The organism is Enterobacter sp. Ap-1006 (genome assembly GCF_011752835.1).
Lineage (GTDB): Bacteria > Pseudomonadota > Gammaproteobacteria > Enterobacterales > Enterobacteriaceae > Cedecea.
Genome location: NZ_VWWU01000001.1, coordinates 174,133 through 195,732, shown reverse-complemented (window position 1 = coordinate 195,732; position 21,600 = coordinate 174,133). Strand labels below are relative to the sequence as shown.

Sequence of the window (21,600 nt, the reverse complement as noted above, 5' to 3'; positions counted from 1 at the left end):
TTGTGAGAAAAAAGTGGGCTATAGCCTAACATTAGCCCCGCGGATGGGTATAGGAAAAGATATCCCCCGCGCGAAGGCTCGCCGGGGGATAAAGTTTACGCGATGTCTTTGCCGAAACGGCCCTGGTTAAAATCATCGATAGCCTGATGAATTTCCTCTTTGGTGTTCATCACGAACGGGCCGTGGCCAACCACAGGCTCATTCAATGGCTCACCGCTGAGCAGCAGTACCACCGCGTCATTATTGGCTTCGAGGGTCACGCTTTCGCCTTTGGCATCCAGCACTACCAGCTGTGCTTCACGCGCCACCTCTTCACCGTTGACCAGCACCGTGCCTTTCAACACCACCAGCGCCGTGTTCCAGCCGTCTTTCACCGCCAACTGCGTAACGCCTTGTGGGTTCAGGCGCAAATCCCAAATGCTGATTGGCGAGAAGGTCCTGGCCGGGCCTTTGGTTCCGTCAAACTCACCGGCAATCACGCGAACCTTACCGGCATTGTCCGGCAAATCGACCACCGGAATATCGCCGTCGGTAATCGGCTGATAGTCAGGCGCGGTCATTTTGTCTTTGGCAGGCAGGTTAACCCACAGCTGCACCATTTCCAGGCTGCCGCCCGCTTCGCTGAATGCCGGAGAATGGTATTCCTCGTGAAGGATGCCGCTCCCGGCGGTCATCCACTGCACGTCGCCCGGGCCAATCACGTCGCCGTTACCCGCGTTATCGCGATGCGCCACTTCGCCTTTGTAGACGATGGTCACGGTTTCAAAGCCGCGATGCGGGTGCTGATCCACTCCGCGCTGGCCTTTATTGCTCGGCTTAAATTCCGCCGGGCCCGCGTAGTCCAGCAGCAGGAACGGGCTAAGCTGCTCGGCAAATTTTGAGTACGAAAACAGCGACCGAACCGGGAAGCCATCCCCCACCCAATGGGAAGCCGGTGCGGTGTAGACGCCAAGAATTGATTTCATGATTCTCTCCACAAGGATTGTTTCTGATGGGATAAAGCTTACTCGTCAGACGCTCAGCCCGGTAGAGTGCTAAAATGGACTCAGTGTTCCATAATCAGGACAATAGAAATGCAGGACCTAAACGATCTGTGGTACTTCGTGCAGGTGGTAGACCACGGCGGTTTTTCCCCCGCCAGCCGGGTTATCGACATTCCAAAGTCCCGCCTGAGCCGCCGCATTGCGCTGCTGGAAGAGCGGCTTGAAACCCGCCTGCTGCAGCGCTCGACGCGGAGCTTCACGGTCACCGAAGCCGGGCAGATTTTCTACCGCCACTGCAAGGCAATGATGATTGAAGCGGAAGCTGCGCAGGAAGCCATCGACACGCTCAAGTCAGAGCCGCGAGGGCTGATCCGCCTCACCTGCCCGATAGCGCTGCTGCATGTCCACGTCGGCGATATGCTGGCGCGCTTTATGCAGCTTTATCCGCAGATTGTGATTCAGCTTGAGGAAACCAACCGCCGCGTGGACGTACTGAATGAAAACGTTGATTTAGCTATTCGCGTGCGCCCTTTGCCGCTGGAAGACAGCGACCTGGTGATGCGCAAGCTGGCCACCCGCAGCATGTGCCTGGTCGCCAGCCCCGATCTGGTCGCCCGCCAGGGCATGCCTGCGGCACCTACAGATCTCGCCCACTGGCCAAGCCTGGCGCTGGACAGGCCGCAGCAAACTTATCGCTGGTGCCTGTTTGGCCCGGAACAGCAGGAGGTGATTGTTCACCACAAGCCCCGCTATGTGACGACGGATATGATCGCGCTGCGTACCGCGGCGCTGAACGGGATTGGCGTCGTGCAGCTCCCGAAGCTGATGCTTAACGACGCGCTGGCGCAGGGCAAGCTGGTTCACGTGTTGCCAGAATGGCGAGCAAGAATGGAGATCGTGCATGCGGTCTTCCCTTCACGACGAGGGCAGTTACCGGCGGTGCGGGCGTTGATTGATTTTCTGGCGGAGAGCTATCAGGCGCTGGACGAGGAGTAAGAAAACGGCCTTCTCCCGGGCGGGAGAAGGCGGAAAAGCATCAGAATGGCATTTTGAAGCCCGGTGGCAACTGCATGCCGTTGGACACCCCAGCCATTTTTTCTTTCTGCGCTTCGCCGATACGGCGAGCGGCATCGTTGAAGGCTGCGGCAACCAGGTCTTCAACCATTTCTTTGTCATCTTCCATCAGGCTTGGGTCGATTTCGACACGGCGGCAGTTGTGCGCCCCGTTGATGGTGACTTTCACCAGGCCCGCGCCGGACTCGCCGGTGACTTCCATGTTGGCGATTTCTTCCTGAGCCTGGGCCATTTTTTCCTGCATCTGCTGGGCCTGCTTCATCAGGTTACCCAGACCGCCTTTTCCAAACATAATCTTCTCTCTTTCATCGGGCCAGCCCTCACAGAATGCGAGAGTGGCTATCAGGGTTTCACACTATGCCGCGCCAGGCGAGGCATATCAAACAGGGCGAATACTATCTTCATCCAGCTCTGCATCAAAGAACCTTTGCAGAGTCTGAATATTGCTGTCGTTGCTCATCGCCTCGCGCGCCTGCGCCAGCTTCTTTTCGTAGATAGCCTGACGCCACTCCAGCGGCGTGCGGCGAGCCAGATTATCATCTTCAATAATAGTCAGTTCTATCGCTTCGCCATGGTGCGAACTCAGGGCATCTGACAGCGTTTTTTGCGCCGATGGCGAATTCAGGTGGCGCTGGCCAGGACGCAAATGCAGGCAAACCCGGTTCCCGTCCACCTCTTTCCAGGCGTTAAGCGCCAGCTGTTGCACCAGCTTTGGCAGCACCAGTTGATTGATTTCCGCCGCCCATTCATCGCGCTCGATAGCCTCTTCGGCCAGCTTCTGCGCCAGCTCCGGCGTTTTTTCATGCTCAAGCGCTTTTTTCAGCGCCTTGGGCGTAGCGACCGGCTCAGGGGCGACTTCCGTCGGATTTTGTGCCTTCCAGCGATAGGCTTCAGGCTTCGCTGGTTTTTCCAGCGCCGTCGGCGCAGGGCGCGCCTGAACGCGTTCGGTCACCGAGGCCAAACGTTCCAGCGCGGAGCTTTTTGCCGGCCGCGCTAGTCGTTGCGCTGCCGGCTCATTCTTTTTTGCTTTATCAGCCTCCTGCTGGCGCATCAGTTGGCTGCGCGCCTGGAGGATCTGGCTGGTGGCATCCGGCAGCGGAGGGGCTTCCCTGTCCGGCGGCGGTGCCGCCTGCTGCTGCCTTACCGCTGGCTGGTGTGAAACCGGGTTAATCACGGGAATGCTTGCCGCCTGGCGAGGTACTTCCGGCTCAGGCAGCGGCTTGCGCGGATGGAAAGCCAGCGCGCGCAGCAGCGTCATTTCTACGCCCATACGGCGATCCGGCGCCCACGGCAGCTCTTTGCGGCCAATCAGCAATGTCTGGTAATAAATCTGCACGTCGGCCGGAGGAACAACGCGGGCAAGCTCTCGCATGCGCTGTTCGATGGCTGCCATATCGCTGCCAAGGGCAGACGGAGAAAGCTGAACCATCGCCACGCGGTGCAGCAGCGCGGACATTTCTACCAGCAGTGCTTCCCACTCCACGCCGCGCGCGGCCGCATCGTTCAGCAAGGCCATGACTCGCTGGCCGTCAGCCTGGACGACAGCTTCAATCAGCGACAGCGCCTGGTCATCATCCAGCGTGCCGAGCATAGCGCTGACGGCGGCGGTGGTGACCTGCCCGTCGCCGCTGGCAATCGCCTGGTCGGTGAGGCTCAGCGCATCACGCAGGCTGCCGTCCGCCGCGCGGGCTAACAGCTGCAGCGCGCGGGGCTCGCTCACGACCTTCTCTTCACCAAGAATATGCTCCAACTGATGGCGGATCTGTTCGACGTCCAGCGCTTTCAGGTGGAATTGCAGGCAGCGAGAAAGAATGGTCACCGGCAGCTTTTGCGGATCGGTGGTGGCCAGCAGGAATTTTACGTGCGGAGGCGGCTCTTCCAGCGTCTTAAGCAGCGCGTTAAAGCTGTGGCGCGAGAGCATGTGCACTTCGTCAATAAGGTAGACTTTAAAGCGGCCACGCGCGGGGGCGTACTGCACGTTGTCCAGCAGATCGCGAGTGTCTTCTACTTTGGTGCGCGAGGCGGCGTCTATCTCAATCAGGTCGACAAAGCGGCCCTGTTCTATTTCACGGCAGTTATCGCAGACGCCACAAGGGGTCGCGGTAATACCGGTTTCGCAATTCAGCCCTTTCGCCAGCAGACGGGCGATTGAGGTTTTCCCCACCCCACGCGTGCCGGAAAAAAGATACGCATGGTGGATGCGGCCCAGCGACAAACCATTAGCCAGCGCGGTCAGTACGTGTTGCTGGCCGACAACATCAGCAAAAGTTTGGGGGCGCCATTTGCGGGCTAAGACCTGGTAGCTCATCTGGAGTTAGGCTCTGGTTCGCGGGAAAGGGGAATCGAGAAGGTAATGCTAACATAAGCCCCGCCCGCTGGGCGAGGCTTGTGATATCTGACTGGATATTGACGCTTTAAAAGCATTCTCTTCGCCTCAAAAAAGCAAAGGATATGAACTTTTGACTTGCCCAAACGCCTAAAAACCACGTTTTTTGGGCGTTTGTCTCTAAACTAAAGCCCCGCCCGCTGGGCGAGGCCTGTAGCTCGAAGAAGCTTAATGGCCCGGGAATGGCACCAGGCAGAAGCTTTTCACGCCCATGTTTTCCAGACGCTGCTCGCCACCGAGGTCAAACAGGTTGATAACGAAAGCGGCATCAGTCACTTCCCCACCGAGGCGGCGAATCAGTTTCACCGTCGCTTCAATGGTCCCGCCGGTAGCCAGCAGATCGTCCACGACCAGCACTTTATCGCCCGGTTTGATGGCATCTACGTGGATTTCAAGGCTATCGGTGCCGTATTCCAGCTCGTAGCTTTCGGCGATGGTTTCGCGCGGCAGCTTACGAGGTTTGCGCACGGGAATGAACCCAACGCCCAGCTCCAGCGCAACCGGGGCGCCAAACAGGAAGCCACGTGCCTCGGTGCCCACCACTTTGGTGATACCGGCGTCTTTGAAACGAGAAACTAACAGCGCAATGCTGGTGGCATATGCTTTCGGATCTTCCAGCAAGCTGGTCACGTCACGGAACAGAATTCCTGGTTTTGGGTAATCAGGAACGCTTTTAATGCTGTTTTTGAGATATTCAAGCTGCTGCGCAGTCGCGGTCATCGGTTTATGCCTGCTAAAAACATGATACTAAACAGAGTACCTGTGGGTTCAAATGTGAACCACTGGTTAACGGTTAACCAGCTGTACCCGTGCTCGAAAACGCTCGAATTTACTGGCTGGACGCGACAATTGCAACAGCTTCTGCTGCGGTTTATCGCTTTTGTTGCGCTTCATCAACCACCGGAATGCGCCACATAAAGATCAACAGCGCACAAAGTATCACCAGCAGCAAAATTCTAACCCACACTATCTTCACCAGCCATAGCGAAAGCGCGAAGGTGACGAGAATAAACAGGATAGCTTTTGGCTTTGCGCCCCGGGGCATCGCGCGGTGCGTTTGCCAGTGCCGCAGATAGCTGCCAAACCACGAACGGTACAGCAGCCAGTGGTGAAAACGCGGCGACGAGCGGGCAAAACACCACGCGGCCAGCAGCAAAAATGGCGTGGTCGGCAACAGCGGTAATATCACGCCCAGCGTCGCAAGCACTACCGCCAGCCAGCCGATGATGAGTAGAATAAGACGCTTCATGCTGTAACCTCTGACAATCCCTGGAGAGCCATTCTGTGAAAACCGCTTCGCTGTTACAAGCCCTGGAAACCCGGGTCGCCGAGCTGGCCGCCGCCGTTGAGCCGGTCGCCCTGCTTCGGGCAAGCCAGGCGCGCTTCGACCGCAAGCTTTTCCATACCCACAGCACGCAGCTGAAAGATTATCTCCAGGAAGCTCAGGCTAATCTCGCCCAACTTCAGCTTAGCGTCAGCCACGGTAAAACAGAGCAGGTGGCGTTTATCGCAGAAAAGCTGGTGGCGCAGATCGCCGCGCTACAGCGGGAATTGGCCACAGCGCATTTACGCCAAAGCGAGCCTCAGCAAAAGGTGCAGGAAAATCTGTACGAAAAACTGGCCACCCATCAGGATTACGAACGCAGGCTGCTGGCAATGGTGAGCGATCGCGACAGCCAGCTTTCCCTGCAAACCACGCTTGCTGGCCAGCAAAAGCTTCAGCGAGAACTGGCCGCGCTGGAAGGCCGCCTGCAGCGCTGCCGTCAGGCCTTGACCCGCATAGAGAAAGCCATTGAAAGACGCGAGCGCGGGCTGAGTTAACCCCCAACTAAGGAGCAGGAATGTCGCTGGATAACGCCCCGGACGAGGTCAAACTGGCCGTCGATTTAATCATGCTGCTGGAGCAGCACCAGATCCCAACGGACACCGCCCTCGCGGCGCTGGACATTGTCCGTCAGGATTTTCTGCGTAAACAGCTGGAAGCACAAACGCCTCCCGCCGGCGACTAAGGCTGGCTGGTCGGCGGCAGCAGACCGCCGTTTTTGCCCAAATCACGCTTCACTTCCGTCAGTTCATCGCCTTTTTCATTGTGCAGATGCACTTCAAGCTGGTTGAAGGCGATGTTGATATTGTTTTCACGGCACAGTCTGTCAATGGCGCGGTTCAGCTCATCCACGGTAATGCTGCGGTCGCGTAGCTCACGGACATACAGACGCAGCTCATGGTCAAGCGTGCTGGCGCCAAACGTGGTGAAGTACACCGCCGGTTCCGGGTCGTGCATCACCCTCGGATGTTCCATCGCGGCCTTCAGCAAGATCGCTTTCACTTTATCGAGATCGGATCCATACGCCACGCCGAGCTTGATCACCACGCGGGTGATCGTGTCCGTCAGCGACCAGTTGATCAGTCGTTCGGTCACAAACGCTTTGTTCGGAATGATCACTTCTTTACGGTCAAAGTCGGTGATTGTCGTCGCACGGATGCGGATCTTACTGACGCTACCGGAGAATGTCCCGATGGTAACGGTATCGCCGATGCGGACCGGGCGTTCAAACAGGATGATCAGGCCGGAAACGAAGTTACCGAAGATCTCTTGCAAACCAAAGCCCAGGCCCACCGACAGTGCCGCCGCCAGCCACTGAAGTTTGTCCCACGACACGCCCAGCGAGCCAAACACCGTCATCGCTCCAATCACGATAATGGCGTAGTTGAGGATGGTCGTAATGGCGTAAGAGGCGCCCTGGCGCATTTTCAGCCGCGACAGAACCAGCACTTCCAGCAGGCCCGGCAAGTTTCGAATCAGCGCCCAGGCGACCATAGTCGCCACTATCGCGAACAAGATGCTGCCCATCGTAACGTTTTTCATCACCGCGGCGCCGGCTTCGCTGCCGGTGTAATGCCACAGCACGATGCTGTCGAGATAGGCAAAGACGGTAATTAAATCCGACCAGATGGCGTAGAACACCACGCCGAACAGGGCGAACATCAGCAGCATGGTCAAACGCATGGTCTGCTGGTTGATCTGATCCAGCGCCAGCGGCGGCTCTTCTACCGGCTCTGCGCCCTCTGCCCCCTCTTTAACCATATTCTGGCGGCGAGCCAGCGCACGGCGGTAGGCAATACGGCGCGCCGCAACGCTCAGGCCACGGATCACCGTCTGGTGAATCAGGTTCCAGATAATCACCAGGTAAACCGTGTCTATCCAGCGGTTAGCCAGGCGCAGCGTGGTATAGAAATAGCCTGTCGCCGTCAGCACCAGCAGCGCTAGCGGCACAATGGAGAGCACCGTGATGGTCAACAGACGCATCGGATGGGACTCTTTATCCCGCCAGTTGTCGCGGCACATCGGGATAACCAGGGCGGTGATCAGCAGCAGGTTAAGGAAGATCATAAACTGCCCGAGCACATCGTCCATCAGGTTCAGCGGCGACATCTCGCCGACGACAGACCAGAACAGCAGCGGCAGCAAAGCAAAGCTGATGCGCACGATTTGGCGACGATAATGACGGGTCAGGTGCTCCGGCATGTTAAACCAGATCACGGCCAGACCGCGGCTGCTCAGAATGCGCCAGGCCATGCCAAACACCAGCCAGAACAGCGCCAGCTCTTTGGCAAACGCCCACAGCAGCTCACTGATATTGAGCTGCATAAACAGCAATACCAGCCCCACCGAGAGAATGGCCATCGTCAGCGGCAGCACTTTCAGGAAGTTGAGCAGAATCGCCTTAGGCGTGTTGAGCTGGGTATCCGTGCGCAGCTGCCCGACCTCCGAGGCAAGCTTAGCCAGCTGCCTGTCGATCCACTTGTAGCGCCAGCGCAGCAGCCCGGCCAGCAGCATCAACGGCAGCGCGGTGAACAGCGACATAAATAGCCCATCCAGCACTTTGTGCCAGCTGATATCCAGCTTCATGCCTTTGATTTGGTCGTGCAGCGCGCCCGGGAAGGATTTGATCCACTCCCAGTTCATCGGTTTGTTACTGTTCACCCAGAAGATTTGCTGGGTCAGCATTTTCTTCAGGCTGCTGCTGACGCTCATCAGCTGCTGTTGGTTAATCTGCAGGTTAATCGCCATCATCAGCTGGTTGCCCAACTGCTTGTTGAGCTGGTCCAGCAGCTCACGACGCATGTCCACCACCTGCATCAGCGCGTCGTGAACTTCGTCGTTAACCTCGTTTTTATGCCCTTCGACAATCTTGTCGACGTAGCTGTCGCTTTGGAACAGCGCATCACGCTGCTGGTTGATGTCGAACTGCTCCAGGCGCAGGTCGGCGATGCGGTTGGTGAGGTCTTCCAGGTCGTCGGCTGACGGCAGCGTTTGCTGCTGCTGATAAAGAATGCGCGACAGCAAAAGGCTGCCCTTCAGCACCGAGATTTGTTCTTTCAGATTACGCTCGGACTGCAGCGCACGATCGAGCCAGTTTTTGACGCGGATATTCCGCTGGACCAGCTCATTTCCGCTTTGAGTGGCGTTGATCAGCCGCTGGCTGAGCTGGTGGTTAACGTCCAGCTCCTGACGCACCAGCGGATTGTTCTGCACCGCGCTGGCGTCAGCGTCGTCCGGCGTGACGGCTTCCTGCGCCGTTTTTTCCGTCAGCGTTAAGCGTTTACTGTTAACCGCTTCCTGCAGCAGCTGAAGCGTGTGCTCAAGCTGCCCGATATTGGCGTTGGTGTAATCGCGCTGTTTTTGCAGCGCATCCTGCAAAACGGTATTGCCTTCCAGGCTTTTCCGCTGCTGTTCAATTTGGGTATTCAACAGCGCCTGCTGCACCAGCAGCAAGTTTTGCTGGCTTGGACGGAGAGTGGCTTCCCCCGGCGTGGTGCCGTTCAGCCTGTTACGCACCTGCAGAAGCTGCTGAGAGGCGCTGTACATGGCATTCTGCACGCGCTCAGGCTGGGTTTGCAGCGACACCAGCTGACTGTTCAGCGTGGATAAGTCGTTGTTTGCCGACTGCAGCTGATCCAGCACGCTGGTCAACCGGGCCTCCAGCTGGCGAAGGGAAAGCGAACCCAGCGTTTTACGCGTGGCTTCGTCATCCGCTGGCGTGCTCAGCGAATTCAGCGCGTCGGTGGCCTGTTTTAGCTTGTCCGGCGCCTGGGCAACCGTGGTTTTAAGCTGTGCCGTTTCCTGCTTCACGCGGTCGAGCTTGTCCAGCATCTCAAGCGTTTCCGTGAGATCTTTTTGGGTAAGCTTATCGTCCGGAGTCAGCGTTTTTTGCTTGTTCAGCGAGTCCAGCTGCGACTGCACCTCTGCCTTTGTAGGCAAATCGCCATTGCCTGCCGCCGCCTGGGCCACAGAAAAAGGCAGCAGGACGGAAACACACAAAAACAGGAAAAGAATCAATGCGGAACGGGAAGTCCGCGACAGAGCGTTGGGCTGGGTAGTCATGGTTGAGTCATTACGGTGCTGTGCATGATAAGTGCCAGCTAAAAGTAAAAGGCCACGGAAGACGCGCAGAATAACACGGCTTCAGGGCGCAGAATAGCAATCGCCCTCGGAGGAATCTCAAATGATTTATCGGGTGAATGGTAGCCGAAAGTTACGCCGGTTTGTTCAGCGTGGGGCTAAGCTGGAACATCTCCAGCAGGACGGCGACAAAGTCTGGCGCTTTAGCATGTAAATCAAAGGTTTCCGGAGCCACTAGCCAGTTCTCAATCAGCCCGGTAATGTAGCTGCGCATCAGCGTGACGGCGAGGGAAAGGCGCAGGCCTGCAGGGAGTTTCCCGGCGTCGATACAGCGCTGTAAAGCGGCTTCGATACGCTCATTTCCTTCCATATAAAGCGTGCGTCTGGCCTGCTGCAAAACCTCAAGTTCGCCGACAAACTCACACTTGTGGAAAATGATTTCGGTCATCAGGCGCCGGCGCTCTTCTGTCACCGTTGCCTGTAGGATATAAATGAGTAATTCTCTTATCACCGAGAGTGGATCGTCTGGATATTTTGCCCGATACTCAATCTCTAAGTCACCAATACTGGATTCGGTTAGCTCCCAGATCTCACTAAACAATTCCGACTTATTTTTGAAATGCCAGTAAATTGCACCACGTGTTACCCCGGCAGCCTGCGCGATATCCGCGAGCGAAGTCGCAGAGACGCCCTGTTGTGAAAACAGGCGAATCGCAACGTCGAGGATGTGCTGGCGGGTTTCAAGCGCCTGAGCTTTAGTTTTTCGTGCCATAAGTGAGTGAATTTACTTTAGTCAGATTTACATACATTTGTGAACGTATGTACCATAGCACGACGATAATATAAACACAGCAATGGGTTTGTGGACATTTGATCCATTGAACAACTTTGAAATCGGACACTCGAGGTTTACATATGAACAAAAACAGAGGGTTTACGCCTCTGGCGGCCGTTCTGATGCTCTCAGGCAGCTTAGCGCTTACAGGATGTAACGAGAAAGAGACTCAGCAGAGTGCGCCGCACGCCCCGGAAGTGGGTGTAGTGACTCTGAAGAGCGCGCCATTGCAGATTACTACTGAGCTTCCAGGACGCACCAACGCCTTCCGCATCGCAGAAGTTCGTCCTCAGGTTAGCGGCATTATTCTGAAGCGTAACTTCACTGAAGGGAGCGACATTCAGGCCGGTGTTTCGCTGTATCAGATCGATCCTGCCACCTATCAGGCTGCCTACGACAGCGCGAAAGGCGACCTGGCGAAAGCCCAGTCCAGCGCGAATCTTGCACAGCTGACCGTCAAACGTTACCAGAAACTGCTGGGCACCAAGTACATCAGCCAGTCTGACTACGATACGGCTGCGGCAACCGCACAGCAGGCAAACGCTGACGTCGTCGCAGCAAAAGCCGCGGTGGAAACTGCTCGTATCAACCTGGCCTACACCAAAGTCACTTCGCCTATCAGCGGCCGCATCGGGAAATCCGCGGTCACCGAAGGTGCGCTGGTTACCAGCGGGCAAACCACTGCCCTCGCCACCGTCCAGCAGCTTGACCCGATTTATGTGGATGTGACCCAATCCAGCGATGACTTCCTGCGCCTGAAGCAGGAGCTGGCCGACGGCAAACTGAAACAGGAAAACGGTAAAGCGAAAGTCCAGCTGACGATGAACAACGGCGTTGCCTACCCTCAGGAAGGCTCGCTGGAATTCTCTGAAGTGACCGTTGACCAGACCACCGGGTCTATCACCCTGCGCGCTATCTTCCCTAACCCGGACAAAACCCTGCTGCCAGGAATGTTTGTTCGCGCCAAACTGGAAGAAGGCGTTAACCCGAATGCCATCCTGGTTCCGCAGCAGGGGGTAACTCGTACTCCACGCGGTGATGCTTCAGCGATGGTTGTTGGGAAGGATGACAAAGTTGAAGTTCGCCAGCTGCAAACCAGCCAGGCGATTGGCGACAAATGGCTGGTTACCGATGGGTTACAAACAGGCGATCGCGTGATTGTTACCGGCCTACAGAAAGTAAAACCGGGTGTTCAGGTAAAAGCGCAGGAAGTTGCGGAAGACAATAAAGGCCAACAGCAACCCGCCGCAGGCGCGCAGTCAGAACAACCGAAGTCTTAACTTAAACAGGAGCCGTTAAGACATGTCTAAGTTTTTTATCGATCGCCCCATCTTTGCCTGGGTAATCGCCATCATTATTATGTTGGCGGGTGCGCTTGCGATCATGAAATTGCCTATCGCGCAGTATCCTACGATCGCGCCACCGGCAATTCAGATCTCAGCTAACTACCCGGGTGCAGATGCGAAAACGGTACAGGATTCAGTAACCCAGGTTATCGAACAGAATATGAACGGTATCGATGGCCTGTTATACATGTCCTCTACCAGTGATTCCTCTGGTACCGTTCAAATCACCATCACCTTCGATTCCGGCACCGATGCCGATATCGCACAGGTTCAGGTGCAGAACAAACTGCAATTGGCTATGCCGCTGCTGCCGCAGGAAGTACAGCAGCAAGGGGTTAGCGTTGAGAAGTCCTCAAGCAGCTTCCTGATGGTACTGGGTATGATCAGCACCGACGGTTCTATGAACCAGCAGGATATTGCGGACTACGTTGGCGCAACCATTAAAGACCCGGTCAGCCGTACCCACGGTGTCGGTGACGTTCAGCTGTTTGGTGCTCAGTACGCGATGCGTATCTGGATGGATCCGAACAAACTGAACAACTACCAGCTGACGCCGGTGGATGTGATCAACGCTATCAAGGCACAAAACGCCCAGGTAGCAGCGGGCCAGCTCGGCGGAACGCCGCCGGTCAAAGGTCAGCAGTTGAACGCCTCCATCATTGCGCAAACCCGTCTGAAATCAGCAGAAGAGTTCAGCAAAATCCTGATGAAAGTGAATCAGGATGGATCTCGCGTACTGCTGAAAGACGTGGCAAAAGTTGAGCTGGGCGGCGAAAGCTATGACGTTATCGCTCGCTATAACGGCCAGCCTGCTGCCGGTCTGGGTGTAAAACTGGCAACAGGTGCTAACGCCCTGGATACCGCCGAAGCGGTACGCGCCACGGTAGAAAAACTTCAGCCTTACTTCCCGGCAGGCCTGAAAGTTGTATACCCGTACGACACCACGCCGTTCGTTAAAATCTCCATTAACGAAGTAGTAAAAACGCTGGTCGAAGCTATCGTGCTGGTGTTCCTGGTTATGTATCTGTTCCTGCAGAACTTCCGGGCAACGCTGATTCCAACCATTGCGGTACCGGTGGTACTGCTGGGCACGTTCGCTATCCTTGCCGCCTTTGGCTACTCGATAAACACCCTGACGATGTTCGGCATGGTGCTGGCGATAGGCCTGTTGGTGGATGACGCCATCGTTGTGGTTGAGAACGTCGAGCGCGTGATGGTGGAAGATGGACTGCCACCGAAGGAAGCCACGCGTAAATCCATGGGTCAGATTCAGGGCGCACTGGTCGGTATCGCGATGGTACTGTCTGCAGTGTTTGTCCCAATGGCCTTCTTCGGCGGCTCTACCGGTGCCATCTATCGTCAGTTCTCGATTACTATCGTTTCGGCGATGGTGCTGTCGGTACTGGTCGCGATGATCCTGACTCCTGCACTCTGTGCAACCATGCTTAAGCCAATCCCGAAAGGTCATCACGATGACAAGAAAGGGTTCTTCGGCTGGTTCAACAGAATGTTCGACAAGAGCACGCACCACTACACCGACAGTGTCGGTAACATTCTGCGCAGCACCGGCCGCTATCTGGTGGTGTATTTGCTGATTGTTGTCGGCATGGCAGTTCTGTTTGTTCGTCTGCCAAGCTCGTTCTTGCCGGATGAAGACCAGGGCGTGCTGTTAGCCATGGCGCAGCTGCCTGCGGGGGCAACCCAGGAACGTACGCAGAAAGTGCTGGATGAAGTCACGGATTACTTCCTGACGAAAGAGAAAGCCAACGTTAACTCAGTGTTTACCGTTAACGGCTTCGGCTTCTCCGGTCGTGGTCAGAACACCGGTCTGGCGTTCGTGTCGCTTAAAGACTGGAGTGAGCGCTCTGGAGAAGAGAACAAAGTTCCGGCAATTGCAGGCCGTGCGATGGGCACCTTCTCGCAGATTAAAGATGCAATGGTCTTTGCCTTTAACCTGCCGGCGATTGTCGAGCTGGGTACCGCAACCGGCTTTGACTTCCAGCTGATTGACCAGGCAAACCTTGGCCACGAGCAGCTCACTCAGGCTCGTAACCAGCTGTTCGGCATGATTGCCCAGCACCCTGACCTGCTGGTTGGCGTGCGTCCGAACGGTCTGGAAGATACACCGCAATTCAAAATCGATATCGATCAGGAAAAAGCACAGGCGCTGGGGGTATCCATTAGCGATATCAATACCACGCTGGGCGCAGCCTGGGGCGGCAGCTACGTCAATGACTTCATCGACCGTGGCCGCGTGAAGAAAGTGTACGTCATGGCAGAAGCGCCATACCGTATGCTGCCAAGCGACATCGGTAACTGGTACGTGCGTGGCTCTTCCGGCCAGATGGTACCGTTCTCCGCGTTCTCTACCTCACGCTGGGAATACGGCTCACCGCGTCTGGAACGTTACAATGGCTTGCCGTCCATGGAAATTCTTGGCCAGGCAGCACCGGGTAAAAGTACCGGTGAAGCAATGGACATGATGGAACAGCTTGCGTCGAAATTGCCAACCGGCATTGGCTTTGACTGGACGGGCATGTCCTACCAGGAACGCCTGTCCGGCAACCAGGCCCCTGCCCTGTACGCCATCTCGCTGATTGTGGTGTTCCTGTGTCTGGCGGCGCTGTATGAGAGCTGGTCAATTCCGTTCTCGGTCATGCTGGTTGTTCCGCTTGGCGTATTCGGTGCCCTGCTGGCGGCAACGATGCGTGGCCTCACCAACGACGTTTACTTCCAGGTTGGCCTGCTAACAACCATTGGCCTGTCGGCGAAGAACGCGATACTTATCGTTGAATTCGCCAAAGATCTGATGGAGAAAGAAGGCAAAGGTCTGATTGAAGCGACGCTGGAAGCCGTGCGTATGCGTCTGCGTCCGATTCTGATGACTTCTCTGGCGTTTATCCTCGGGGTAATGCCGCTGGTTATCAGTACCGGTGCGGGCAGTGGCGCGCAGAACGCCGTAGGTACCGGTGTAATGGGCGGTATGGTGACCGCGACCGTGCTGGCTATCTTCTTCGTGCCGGTGTTCTTCGTGGTGGTACGCCGCCGCTTTAGCCGCAAGAGTGAAGATATTGAACATGCGCATGCGGTAGAGCATCACCAGTAAGCCGTTCAATCACATAACAAAAGGCCGCGTAATGCGGCCTTTTTTATGAATGCAGAAACCGGTTTCAGTATTGTTAATTCAGATTTCTTATTTCCACATTCACTTCTCTCTTCCGCATTATCTTCAACATAAATGCCGCCTCATTTCGGAAAAAATAACGCTTAAATGCTCGTTTATCCATGATTAACGAAACAACAAAAACCGAAGTGTTACATTTATTTGGGAATATTCTTACAAATTAACGCCTGATTTTTAGCCGGATACAGAATAGTCTTATAGATGGATTAACCAGCTGAAAGTTATAAATATTACCGATTATGAGTTAATGACTGCCTGAGAATTTAAGTTAAAATTCATACTAAAGTTTTAATTCACATTTAGTAACGTATCCTCCTTTTTAACTTAATTGTAATTTTTCGTTAGAGCCGCATGAAATCCAGGCAATATTGATTTATAGTTACAGCACATGTAATAATCGTGGCAACAGTTCTTCACCTCATCAGGTGTGTCCACCCCAACCCGTTGTGTTTATCATTTGGTTTACCGATAAAAGGGGCAGCACTATGGACGAATACTCACCAAAGCGGCACGACATCGCGCAGCTTAAGTTCCTCTGTGAGAGTCTGTATCACGATTGTCTGACCAATCTTGGTGAGAGCAATCATGGGTGGGTTAATGACCCTACGTCGGCCATTAATCTGCAGTTGAATGAATTGATTGAGCACATTGCAGCATCGGCGCTTAATTATAAGATTAAGTATCCAGATGAGAGCAAATTGATTGAACAGATTGATGAATACCTGGACGATACTTTCATGTTATTTAGCAATTACGGCATTAACGCACAGGACTTGCAGCGGTGGCGTAAATCAGGGAATCGCTTGTTCAGATGTTTCATCAGTGAGAGTCGCGCTAACCCAGTAAGCCACTCGTTCTAAAAATATTAAAATACTTAAGGCGAATTTATGACTACCAAGCTCACTAAGACCGATTATTTGATGCGCCTGCGGCGTTGTCAGACAATTGATACGCTGGAACGCGTAATAGAAAAAAATAAATATGAATTATCAGATAACGAACTGGCGGTATTTTATTCAGCAGCCGACCACCGTCTTGCAGAACTGACGATGAATAAACTGTATGATAAAATCCCACCTTCAGTGTGGAAATTTATTCGTTAATAGTTGTCTTATTAAATAATATTTAAAATCACATTTTATCTTCTGTTATTGTCTGGTTTGTCTCAGTCGATGTTACACAGGTTTGGATTAACGCCCGTTAACCAGCCAGCGAAATACCGCCAGCACTCCTCAACGCTAACCTTCCGCGCCGCAGTTTGCGACGTGAGGTCCGTCACGCTCAGGGAACGATACCCACTCTTTTCTTCCGAAATTCAGGTAGCCTTGCAGGCCACTGAAGAGGGAACCCGTGATGAGTGAAGAAAAGCGTAAAATGATTGCCGGAGAGCTGTACCGGCCTGGAGACGAAACCCTGCAGCTGGAGAGCCACAAAGCACGCCAACTGCTGCATCGCTACAACCAAAGTTCGCCCGACGAACAGGCGTACCGCGATGAGATCCTCGCCGAGCTGCTTGGCCAGAGCGAGGGGGCTTACATCGAACCCACTTTCCGCTGCGACTATGGCTACAACATCTACCTGGGTAAAAACTTCTACGCCAATTTTGAATGCGTCATGCTGGACCCTTGTCCTATTCGCATTGGTGACAACTGTATGCTGGCACCTGGCGTTCATATTTATACCGCGACCCATCCCCTGGATGCAGAAACACGAAATAGCGGCGTCGAACTTGGCAAGCCGGTGACAATTGGCAATAACGTCTGGATTGGCGGACGCGCGGTTATTAATCCGGGCGTCACCATTGGTGATAATGTGGTGGTGGGTTCAGGCTCGGTAGTGACCAGAGATATTCCAGCCAACTGCGTTGTGGTGGGTAACCCGGCCCGTATCATTAAGACGCTTTAAGTCGGTCAGGCTTGTTAACTGTTATGGTTATTTTTGGCTTATCTGTTACTTTTTTGCCTGGCCCCTGGTTCTTAAAATAGTCTGGCCACGCGTACAACCGAAACAGAGAACTTAGAAGGCACACCATGTCAGAAATTCAGCGCCTGCTTACCAATACCATTGAACATCTGAATGAAACTGAAAAGCGCGATAACCGCCCGCGCTTCAGTATCAGTTTTATCCGCAAGCATCCCGGATTATTTATCGGCATGTATATCGGCTGGTTTGCCACAATGTGGGTAATGCTGGAATCAGAAACCCTGGCGGGCTCAGTATGGCTGCTGGTCGTGCTGTTCGCGCTGATGAACGCGTTTTTCTTCTTTGACGTCAACCCTCGCTACCGCTACAGCGATATTGACGTTCTCGACCTGCGCGTTTGCTATAACGGCGAATGGTACAACACCCGCAACGTGCCCACGGCGCTGATCGATGAAATTCTTAACTCCCCAGGCGTGGATGAAGAGCAAAAATCTTTGTTGCACAAAATGCTCAACCGCAAAGGGGAACTGTCGTTTTATGATGTCTTCTCACTCACCCGCCAGCAACCTGCGGGTGAGCGATAACCGCTAGCGACGTTTCTTCCGTCCCTGCACCGCTTTAAAACGCGGATTAGATTTGCAAATCACATACAGCCGCCCCTTACGCTTCACAATCTGGCAATCGGGGTGGCGCTGTTTTGCACTGCGAAGTGAATTCAATACCTGCATTTCTTAAGACTCCTTCCCGCCAAAGAACTTGCCAAAACGCTGCTGGAAGCGCGCCGGGCCGCCTTCATTGACGAAGACTTTCTGTTTGCCGGTGTAATGAGGATGTGAAGCAGAAGAGACTTCGATCGTCACGTAGGGGTAAGTCACCCCGTCCAGCTCAATCTCGCGGTCGGTTTTGATCGTCGAGCCCACTTTAAAATATTCATTTACGCTGGTGTCGTGAAACACCACGGTCCGGTAAAACGGATGGATATCGCGCTGCATAAAAATCATTCCGATATGTTATAACGTAACAACAAAATAAAAGATGATTGGGCAAATTGCAAGCGGGGTTTCAACGGGGAGGTAGGGCAAAAAGAAACGGGCACCGCCTGGGTGCCCGCTGTGATTAGAGTTTAAATCCGGCGACGACACGCTCAAGCTGAATGGATTGTTCCGCCATCGAATGCGAGGCGGAAGAGACTTCCTGGACCAGCACGGCGTTCTGCTGCGTGGTGCTATCCAGCTGATTAATCGCCAGATTCACCTGCTCAATGCCGGTGCTTTGCTCGCGGCTGGAAGACATAATTTCGGCCATCAGCGTCGTCACGTTACGCACGCCCTGAGTCAGCTCTTCCATGGTGCTGCCAGCCTGATTAACCAGCTCAGTCCCCAGATTCACATTGCTCACCGAATTTTCGATCAGCGCTTTAATTTCCCGTGCCGATTGCGCAGAGCGCTGAGCCAGGCTGCGAACCTCAGAAGCCACAACCGCAAAACCTCTGCCCTGCTCACCGGCTCGGGCGGCCTCAACAGCGGCGTTGAGCGCCAGGATATTGGTCTGGAAAGCGATGCTGTCAATCACGCTGATAATATCCACCACTTTGCCGGAAGAAGTCTGAATAGCATTCATCGTGCTGACGACCTGCTTCACCACTTCTCCCCCTTTCACCGCCACGCTGGACGCTTCGCGCGCCAGCTCGTTGGCGTGGGCGGCGTTGTCGGCATTCTGGCGAACGGTGCTGGTCAGCTCCTCCATCGAGGCCGCCGTTTGCTCAATCGAACTGGCCTGATCTTCGGTGCGGGCGGACAGATCCTGGTTGCCCGTCGCAATCTGATGAGAGGCCGAAGAAATGGCCCTGGCGCTATCCCCAACCTGCCGCAGCATGGTTTGCAGGTAACTAATCACGCCGTTAAAACTGTCGATAATGGCGTTAAATTCCGGGCTGCTGGTGGGCTCAAGGCGCTGCGTCAGGTCAGCACCACCGGCAGACAGGCGGCTGATGTTGTGGTTAAGATCGCCCAGGCGGCGCATCATATTGCGAACAAACAGCACCAGGATCCCGAGCAAAACGATCGCCATCGGGATCTGCACCATGCCAAGGCGCAGCAGAATCGCGTCCGTTTGTTTGGTCAGCAGCGCAGTTGGCAGGTCAACCGCCAGAATCCACGGGCTGCCTTTTACCGTCTGTAAAATAACGGTGTGCGAAGTGCCGTCGTTATCGTATTCATTCTCACCGCTCTGGCTGGCATTGAAACCGGGCAACATTCCCTGAACCGCTTTCGCCATTGGCAGCGAGCCGCTCAGCTCAGAAAGATTTTTTAAGCTCGCCGTTTTGCCAATCTGATCCGCGTTGCCGACGACCTTCCCGTCGGCTTCGATGATCAGCACCTGGCCTTTCACCGCCTCGCTCATCTGTTTGGCCAACTGATTAAAGAAGCCCAGCGTCACGTCGATGGTTGCCACACCCCACGGCTGCCCCTCTTTGGTAATCGCCATGGCGCAGTTAGTTCGCGGCTGCGGGCTGGCGTCATCCTGGTAGGCGTTTGCCCAAGCACATTGCCCTGCCGGAGAAGCCAGCCCGGCTTTGTACCACACCTGCTCGTAGTAGTTAGGCGCGGCATCCGAGTTCCAGTAGGTGTTTTCTTCAAGTTTATTGCTGCCGTTGCGGGCAAAGAAAGTGCTGAACTTATTGCGCCCCGCCTCGCGTTTTTCCGGCAGAGGCCAGATGCCGCCGCCAAACACATTCACATCCTGGTACTGATCCACCAGCGTCGGTAATAACTTATTGATATCATCGCTTTGCATCGCAGCCACGGACTGGGTAATGCTGCGCATCTGCGCCTGTACCCGGTTCATCTGCTCGGTAATATTGACCGCCACGTTATCCACTTCGAAGCGAATCAGCTGGGTTTCGTTGCGCTTCAGCTGCGGCGTCACAAAAAAGTGAATCACCAGCGAAGTGACCGCAATTAACAACATGAAAAACAAACATAAAGAGGTAATAAATCGGGATTGTGTAGTTTTTAGCATGATGAAGATACCTGGGGGTAGAAAGCGAAACGCTTAGCAACCTCTTCGGCATAAAACCCATAAACTTAACTGCCGCCATAACTTAACTGCTCGTTAACTATTTCTAAATGTAATTAAGCCTCAGTGAAATCCATAAGTTACCCCTATCCATTGAAATATTTTGCAATGATTAGACTTTTCTCGTTTCCGCAAATGCTTAGAACCCCACCGGGTCATACCTTAGAAGATAACAATATTGGGCGAGGTTTTTTGATTGCGGCAAGGTAAGCGCTAACGCTACCCGACCGTATCCAGAAGGACATTGCCATGATGCTGTGCCGCTGTTGTGCCGAACTCAACCCGACCGCCTTTTCTAAGACTTTATTGACCGGAGTAAACTATGAGCACCAATCCAGGCCTGGCACTGCCGATTCTTGACCTGTCCCAGCTGAGCGGCAGTGAAACTGACCGTTCAGCCTTCCTCAGCCAGCTGCGCTACGCCGCGCGAGAAATTGGCTTTTTCTACCTGATCAACCACGGTATCAGCCCTGACCTGCAGCAGGCGGTCCAGGACGAAGCCCGCAGCTTCTTTGCCCTCCCCGACGATGAAAAACAGCAGGTGGCGATGATCCATTCGCCGCATTTCCGTGGCTACAACCGCGCCGCCAGCGAACTTACCCGCGGCCAGCCCGACTGGCGCGAACAGTTTGACCTCGGCGCAGAACGCCAGGCATTGCCGCCGGATGAATATGCCCCGGCGTGGCGTCGCCTGCAGGGGCCAAACCTCTGGCCGACCGCCAGACCTGAACTCAAGCCCACGCTTTTACGGTGGCAAAGCGAAATGACCGCGGTGGCGTTAAAACTGCTGCGCACCTTTGCCGAAGCCCTTAGCCTGCCGGCCGATGCCTTTGACGACCTTTACGGCAACCTGCCCAACGAACACATCAAACTGATTCGCTATCCCGGGCAGTCTGCCACGCAGAGCAGCCAGGGCGTGGGCGCTCACAAAGACTCCGGCTTCCTGAGCTTCCTGCTGCAGGACGAGAAAAAAGGCCTGCAGGTCGAAGTCTCACCGGACAACTGGGTCGATGCCCAGCCGCTGCCGGGCAGCTTTGTGGTCAACATTGGCGAACTGCTGGAGCTGGCGACCAACGGCTATCTGCGGGCTACCGTTCACCGCGTAGTTTCTCCTCCTCAGGATGAAGAACGCCTGTCCATCGCCTTCTTCCTCGGCGCGCAGCTCAACGCCGTGGTGCCGGTTTATCAGCTCCCGGAATCGCTGGCCCGCGAAGCCCAGGGGCCAGAAAGCGACCCGCAAAACCCGCTGCTGCGCGACGTGGGCTGGAACTATCTGAAAGGCCGCCTGCGCTCGCACCCTGACGTGGCGGAGCGCTATTACCCGGATGTCCTTCGTAACAGCAGTGAACTAATCGCTTAATAACCCATTAAAAAAAAGGAAAATAAT

At 54.7% G+C, this 21,600-nt stretch carries 20 protein-coding genes and 1 other annotated feature; of the genes, 10 read left to right on the top strand and 10 right to left on the bottom strand.

Going from position 1 to position 21,600, the window contains the following annotated elements; translation table 11 throughout:
* Nucleotides 1-95: 95 nt before the first annotated feature.
* Nucleotides 96-965 carry a pirin family protein gene (locus F3J28_RS00915; RefSeq protein ID WP_166871857.1) on the bottom strand — a complete coding sequence of 290 codons (870 nt, stop codon included), beginning with the start codon at nucleotides 963-965 and terminating at the stop codon, nucleotides 96-98.
* A 108-nt stretch (nucleotides 966-1,073) separates the two neighbouring features.
* On the opposite strand from F3J28_RS00915, the gene F3J28_RS00910 reads away from it, so the two are divergent.
* A complete protein-coding gene (locus F3J28_RS00910) occupies nucleotides 1,074-1,979 on the top strand; it encodes a LysR family transcriptional regulator (protein WP_166871854.1) in 906 nt (301 codons plus the stop codon).
* A 40-nt stretch (nucleotides 1,980-2,019) separates the two neighbouring features.
* On the opposite strand, the gene F3J28_RS00905 is transcribed toward F3J28_RS00910, so the two are convergent.
* The 4 genes from F3J28_RS00905 to F3J28_RS00890 form a co-directional block, all read right to left on the bottom strand.
* On the bottom strand, nucleotides 2,020-2,349 hold the full coding sequence (locus F3J28_RS00905) for a YbaB/EbfC family nucleoid-associated protein (RefSeq protein ID WP_008460260.1): 330 nt from the start codon (nucleotides 2,347-2,349) through the stop codon (nucleotides 2,020-2,022).
* Between the two features lie 87 nt (nucleotides 2,350-2,436).
* Nucleotides 2,437-4,365 (bottom strand): DNA polymerase III subunit gamma/tau, encoded by a 1,929-nt coding sequence (gene dnaX, locus F3J28_RS00900; RefSeq protein WP_166871851.1) that lies wholly within the window; start codon nucleotides 4,363-4,365, stop codon nucleotides 2,437-2,439.
* Nucleotides 3,037-3,101: a sequence feature (DnaX frameshifting element), on the bottom strand. It overlaps the preceding gene by 65 nt.
* Before the next feature lie 246 nt (nucleotides 4,366-4,611).
* Entirely contained in the window at nucleotides 4,612-5,163 is a 552-nt protein-coding gene (gene apt / locus F3J28_RS00895) for an adenine phosphoribosyltransferase (RefSeq protein ID WP_008460281.1), read from the bottom strand.
* Nucleotides 5,164-5,314: 151 nt separating this feature from the next.
* Entirely contained in the window at nucleotides 5,315-5,692 is a 378-nt protein-coding gene (locus tag F3J28_RS00890; RefSeq protein WP_166871848.1) for a DUF454 family protein, read from the bottom strand.
* 35 nt (nucleotides 5,693-5,727) lie between these two features.
* Between F3J28_RS00890 and priC the strand changes: the two genes are divergently transcribed.
* Both priC and rsmS read left to right on the top strand, forming a co-directional pair.
* Nucleotides 5,728-6,264, top strand: a complete 537-nt coding sequence (gene priC / locus F3J28_RS00885; RefSeq protein ID WP_166871845.1) for a primosomal replication protein PriC — start codon at nucleotides 5,728-5,730, stop codon at nucleotides 6,262-6,264.
* A 20-nt stretch (nucleotides 6,265-6,284) separates the two neighbouring features.
* Nucleotides 6,285-6,452 (top strand): pleiotropic regulatory protein RsmS, encoded by a 168-nt coding sequence (gene rsmS, locus F3J28_RS00880; RefSeq protein ID WP_166871841.1) that lies wholly within the window; start codon nucleotides 6,285-6,287, stop codon nucleotides 6,450-6,452.
* Here rsmS and mscK read toward each other — a convergent pair.
* Together mscK and acrR are read right to left on the bottom strand one after the other, a co-directional pair.
* The gene (gene mscK / locus F3J28_RS00875; RefSeq protein ID WP_166871838.1) at nucleotides 6,449-9,829 is read right to left on the bottom strand and encodes a mechanosensitive channel MscK; all 3,381 of its coding nucleotides are present in this window, start codon (nucleotides 9,827-9,829) and stop codon (nucleotides 6,449-6,451) included. The genes rsmS and mscK overlap by 4 nt on opposite strands.
* 151 nt (nucleotides 9,830-9,980) lie before the next feature.
* Complete coding sequence (acrR, locus tag F3J28_RS00870; protein ID WP_008460292.1) at nucleotides 9,981-10,619, bottom strand: multidrug efflux transporter transcriptional repressor AcrR; 639 nt, start codon at nucleotides 10,617-10,619, stop codon at nucleotides 9,981-9,983.
* A gap of 143 nt (nucleotides 10,620-10,762) precedes the next feature.
* On the opposite strand from acrR, the gene F3J28_RS00865 reads away from it, so the two are divergent.
* The 6 genes from F3J28_RS00865 to F3J28_RS00840 all read left to right on the top strand — a co-directional run bounded on the left by F3J28_RS00865 (nucleotide 10,763) and on the right by F3J28_RS00840 (nucleotide 17,719).
* Entirely contained in the window at nucleotides 10,763-11,962 is a 1,200-nt protein-coding gene (locus tag F3J28_RS00865) for an efflux RND transporter periplasmic adaptor subunit (RefSeq protein ID WP_166871834.1), read from the top strand.
* Nucleotides 11,963-11,984: 22 nt separating this feature from the next.
* Nucleotides 11,985-15,134, top strand: a complete 3,150-nt coding sequence (gene acrB / locus F3J28_RS00860) for a multidrug efflux RND transporter permease subunit AcrB (protein ID WP_166871832.1) — start codon at nucleotides 11,985-11,987, stop codon at nucleotides 15,132-15,134.
* A 563-nt stretch (nucleotides 15,135-15,697) separates the two neighbouring features.
* A complete protein-coding gene (gene tomB, locus F3J28_RS00855; protein ID WP_008460297.1) occupies nucleotides 15,698-16,072 on the top strand; it encodes an Hha toxicity modulator TomB in 375 nt (124 codons plus the stop codon).
* 27 nt (nucleotides 16,073-16,099) lie between these two features.
* Complete coding sequence (gene hha / locus F3J28_RS00850; RefSeq protein ID WP_008460299.1) at nucleotides 16,100-16,315, top strand: hemolysin expression-modulating protein Hha; 216 nt, start codon at nucleotides 16,100-16,102, stop codon at nucleotides 16,313-16,315.
* A gap of 250 nt (nucleotides 16,316-16,565) precedes the next feature.
* On the top strand, nucleotides 16,566-17,117 hold the full coding sequence (gene maa, locus F3J28_RS00845) for a maltose O-acetyltransferase (RefSeq protein ID WP_008460300.1): 552 nt from the start codon (nucleotides 16,566-16,568) through the stop codon (nucleotides 17,115-17,117).
* Nucleotides 17,118-17,242: 125 nt separating this feature from the next.
* Nucleotides 17,243-17,719: a YlaC family protein gene (locus F3J28_RS00840; protein WP_008460303.1), complete on the top strand. Its 477-nt coding sequence runs from the start codon at nucleotides 17,243-17,245 to the stop codon at nucleotides 17,717-17,719.
* A gap of 3 nt (nucleotides 17,720-17,722) precedes the next feature.
* Here F3J28_RS00840 and ykgO read toward each other — a convergent pair whose 3' ends face one another.
* The 3 genes from ykgO to F3J28_RS00825 all read right to left on the bottom strand — a co-directional run bounded on the left by ykgO (nucleotide 17,723) and on the right by F3J28_RS00825 (nucleotide 20,156).
* Nucleotides 17,723-17,863 carry a type B 50S ribosomal protein L36 gene (gene ykgO / locus F3J28_RS00835; protein ID WP_003859006.1) on the bottom strand — a complete coding sequence of 47 codons (141 nt, stop codon included), beginning with the start codon at nucleotides 17,861-17,863 and terminating at the stop codon, nucleotides 17,723-17,725.
* A 3-nt stretch (nucleotides 17,864-17,866) separates the two neighbouring features.
* Nucleotides 17,867-18,127: a type B 50S ribosomal protein L31 gene (locus F3J28_RS00830; RefSeq protein WP_008460319.1), complete on the bottom strand. Its 261-nt coding sequence runs from the start codon at nucleotides 18,125-18,127 to the stop codon at nucleotides 17,867-17,869.
* A 124-nt stretch (nucleotides 18,128-18,251) separates the two neighbouring features.
* Nucleotides 18,252-20,156: a methyl-accepting chemotaxis protein gene (locus F3J28_RS00825; protein WP_166871829.1), complete on the bottom strand. Its 1,905-nt coding sequence runs from the start codon at nucleotides 20,154-20,156 to the stop codon at nucleotides 18,252-18,254.
* Nucleotides 20,157-20,535: 379 nt separating this feature from the next.
* Here F3J28_RS00825 and F3J28_RS00820 point away from each other — a divergent pair, with 379 nt between their 5' ends.
* On the top strand, nucleotides 20,536-21,573 hold the full coding sequence (locus F3J28_RS00820) for an isopenicillin N synthase family dioxygenase (RefSeq protein WP_166871826.1): 1,038 nt from the start codon (nucleotides 20,536-20,538) through the stop codon (nucleotides 21,571-21,573).
* The last annotated feature ends 27 nt before the right edge of the window (nucleotides 21,574-21,600 follow it).

Coding starts and splice junctions, on each gene's coding strand:
- F3J28_RS00915 (WP_166871857.1), bottom strand. CDS start 965: ATGAAATCAATTCTTGGCGTCTACACCGCACCGGCTTCCCATTGGGTG.
- F3J28_RS00910 (WP_166871854.1), top strand. CDS start 1,074: ATGCAGGACCTAAACGATCTGTGGTACTTCGTGCAGGTGGTAGACCAC.
- F3J28_RS00905 (WP_008460260.1), bottom strand. CDS start 2,349: ATGTTTGGAAAAGGCGGTCTGGGTAACCTGATGAAGCAGGCCCAGCAG.
- dnaX (WP_166871851.1), bottom strand. CDS start 4,365: ATGAGCTACCAGGTCTTAGCCCGCAAATGGCGCCCCCAAACTTTTGCT.
- apt (WP_008460281.1), bottom strand. CDS start 5,163: ATGACCGCGACTGCGCAGCAGCTTGAATATCTCAAAAACAGCATTAAA.
- F3J28_RS00890 (WP_166871848.1), bottom strand. CDS start 5,692: ATGAAGCGTCTTATTCTACTCATCATCGGCTGGCTGGCGGTAGTGCTT.
- rsmS (WP_166871841.1), top strand. CDS start 6,285: ATGTCGCTGGATAACGCCCCGGACGAGGTCAAACTGGCCGTCGATTTA.
- mscK (WP_166871838.1), bottom strand. CDS start 9,829: ATGACTACCCAGCCCAACGCTCTGTCGCGGACTTCCCGTTCCGCATTG.
- acrR (WP_008460292.1), bottom strand. CDS start 10,619: ATGGCACGAAAAACTAAAGCTCAGGCGCTTGAAACCCGCCAGCACATC.
- F3J28_RS00865 (WP_166871834.1), top strand. CDS start 10,763: ATGAACAAAAACAGAGGGTTTACGCCTCTGGCGGCCGTTCTGATGCTC.
- acrB (WP_166871832.1), top strand. CDS start 11,985: ATGTCTAAGTTTTTTATCGATCGCCCCATCTTTGCCTGGGTAATCGCC.
- tomB (WP_008460297.1), top strand. CDS start 15,698: ATGGACGAATACTCACCAAAGCGGCACGACATCGCGCAGCTTAAGTTC.
- hha (WP_008460299.1), top strand. CDS start 16,100: ATGACTACCAAGCTCACTAAGACCGATTATTTGATGCGCCTGCGGCGT.
- maa (WP_008460300.1), top strand. CDS start 16,566: ATGAGTGAAGAAAAGCGTAAAATGATTGCCGGAGAGCTGTACCGGCCT.
- F3J28_RS00840 (WP_008460303.1), top strand. CDS start 17,243: ATGTCAGAAATTCAGCGCCTGCTTACCAATACCATTGAACATCTGAAT.
- ykgO (WP_003859006.1), bottom strand. CDS start 17,863: ATGCAGGTATTGAATTCACTTCGCAGTGCAAAACAGCGCCACCCCGAT.
- F3J28_RS00830 (WP_008460319.1), bottom strand. CDS start 18,127: ATGCAGCGCGATATCCATCCGTTTTACCGGACCGTGGTGTTTCACGAC.
- F3J28_RS00825 (WP_166871829.1), bottom strand. CDS start 20,156: ATGCTAAAAACTACACAATCCCGATTTATTACCTCTTTATGTTTGTTT.
- F3J28_RS00820 (WP_166871826.1), top strand. CDS start 20,536: ATGAGCACCAATCCAGGCCTGGCACTGCCGATTCTTGACCTGTCCCAG.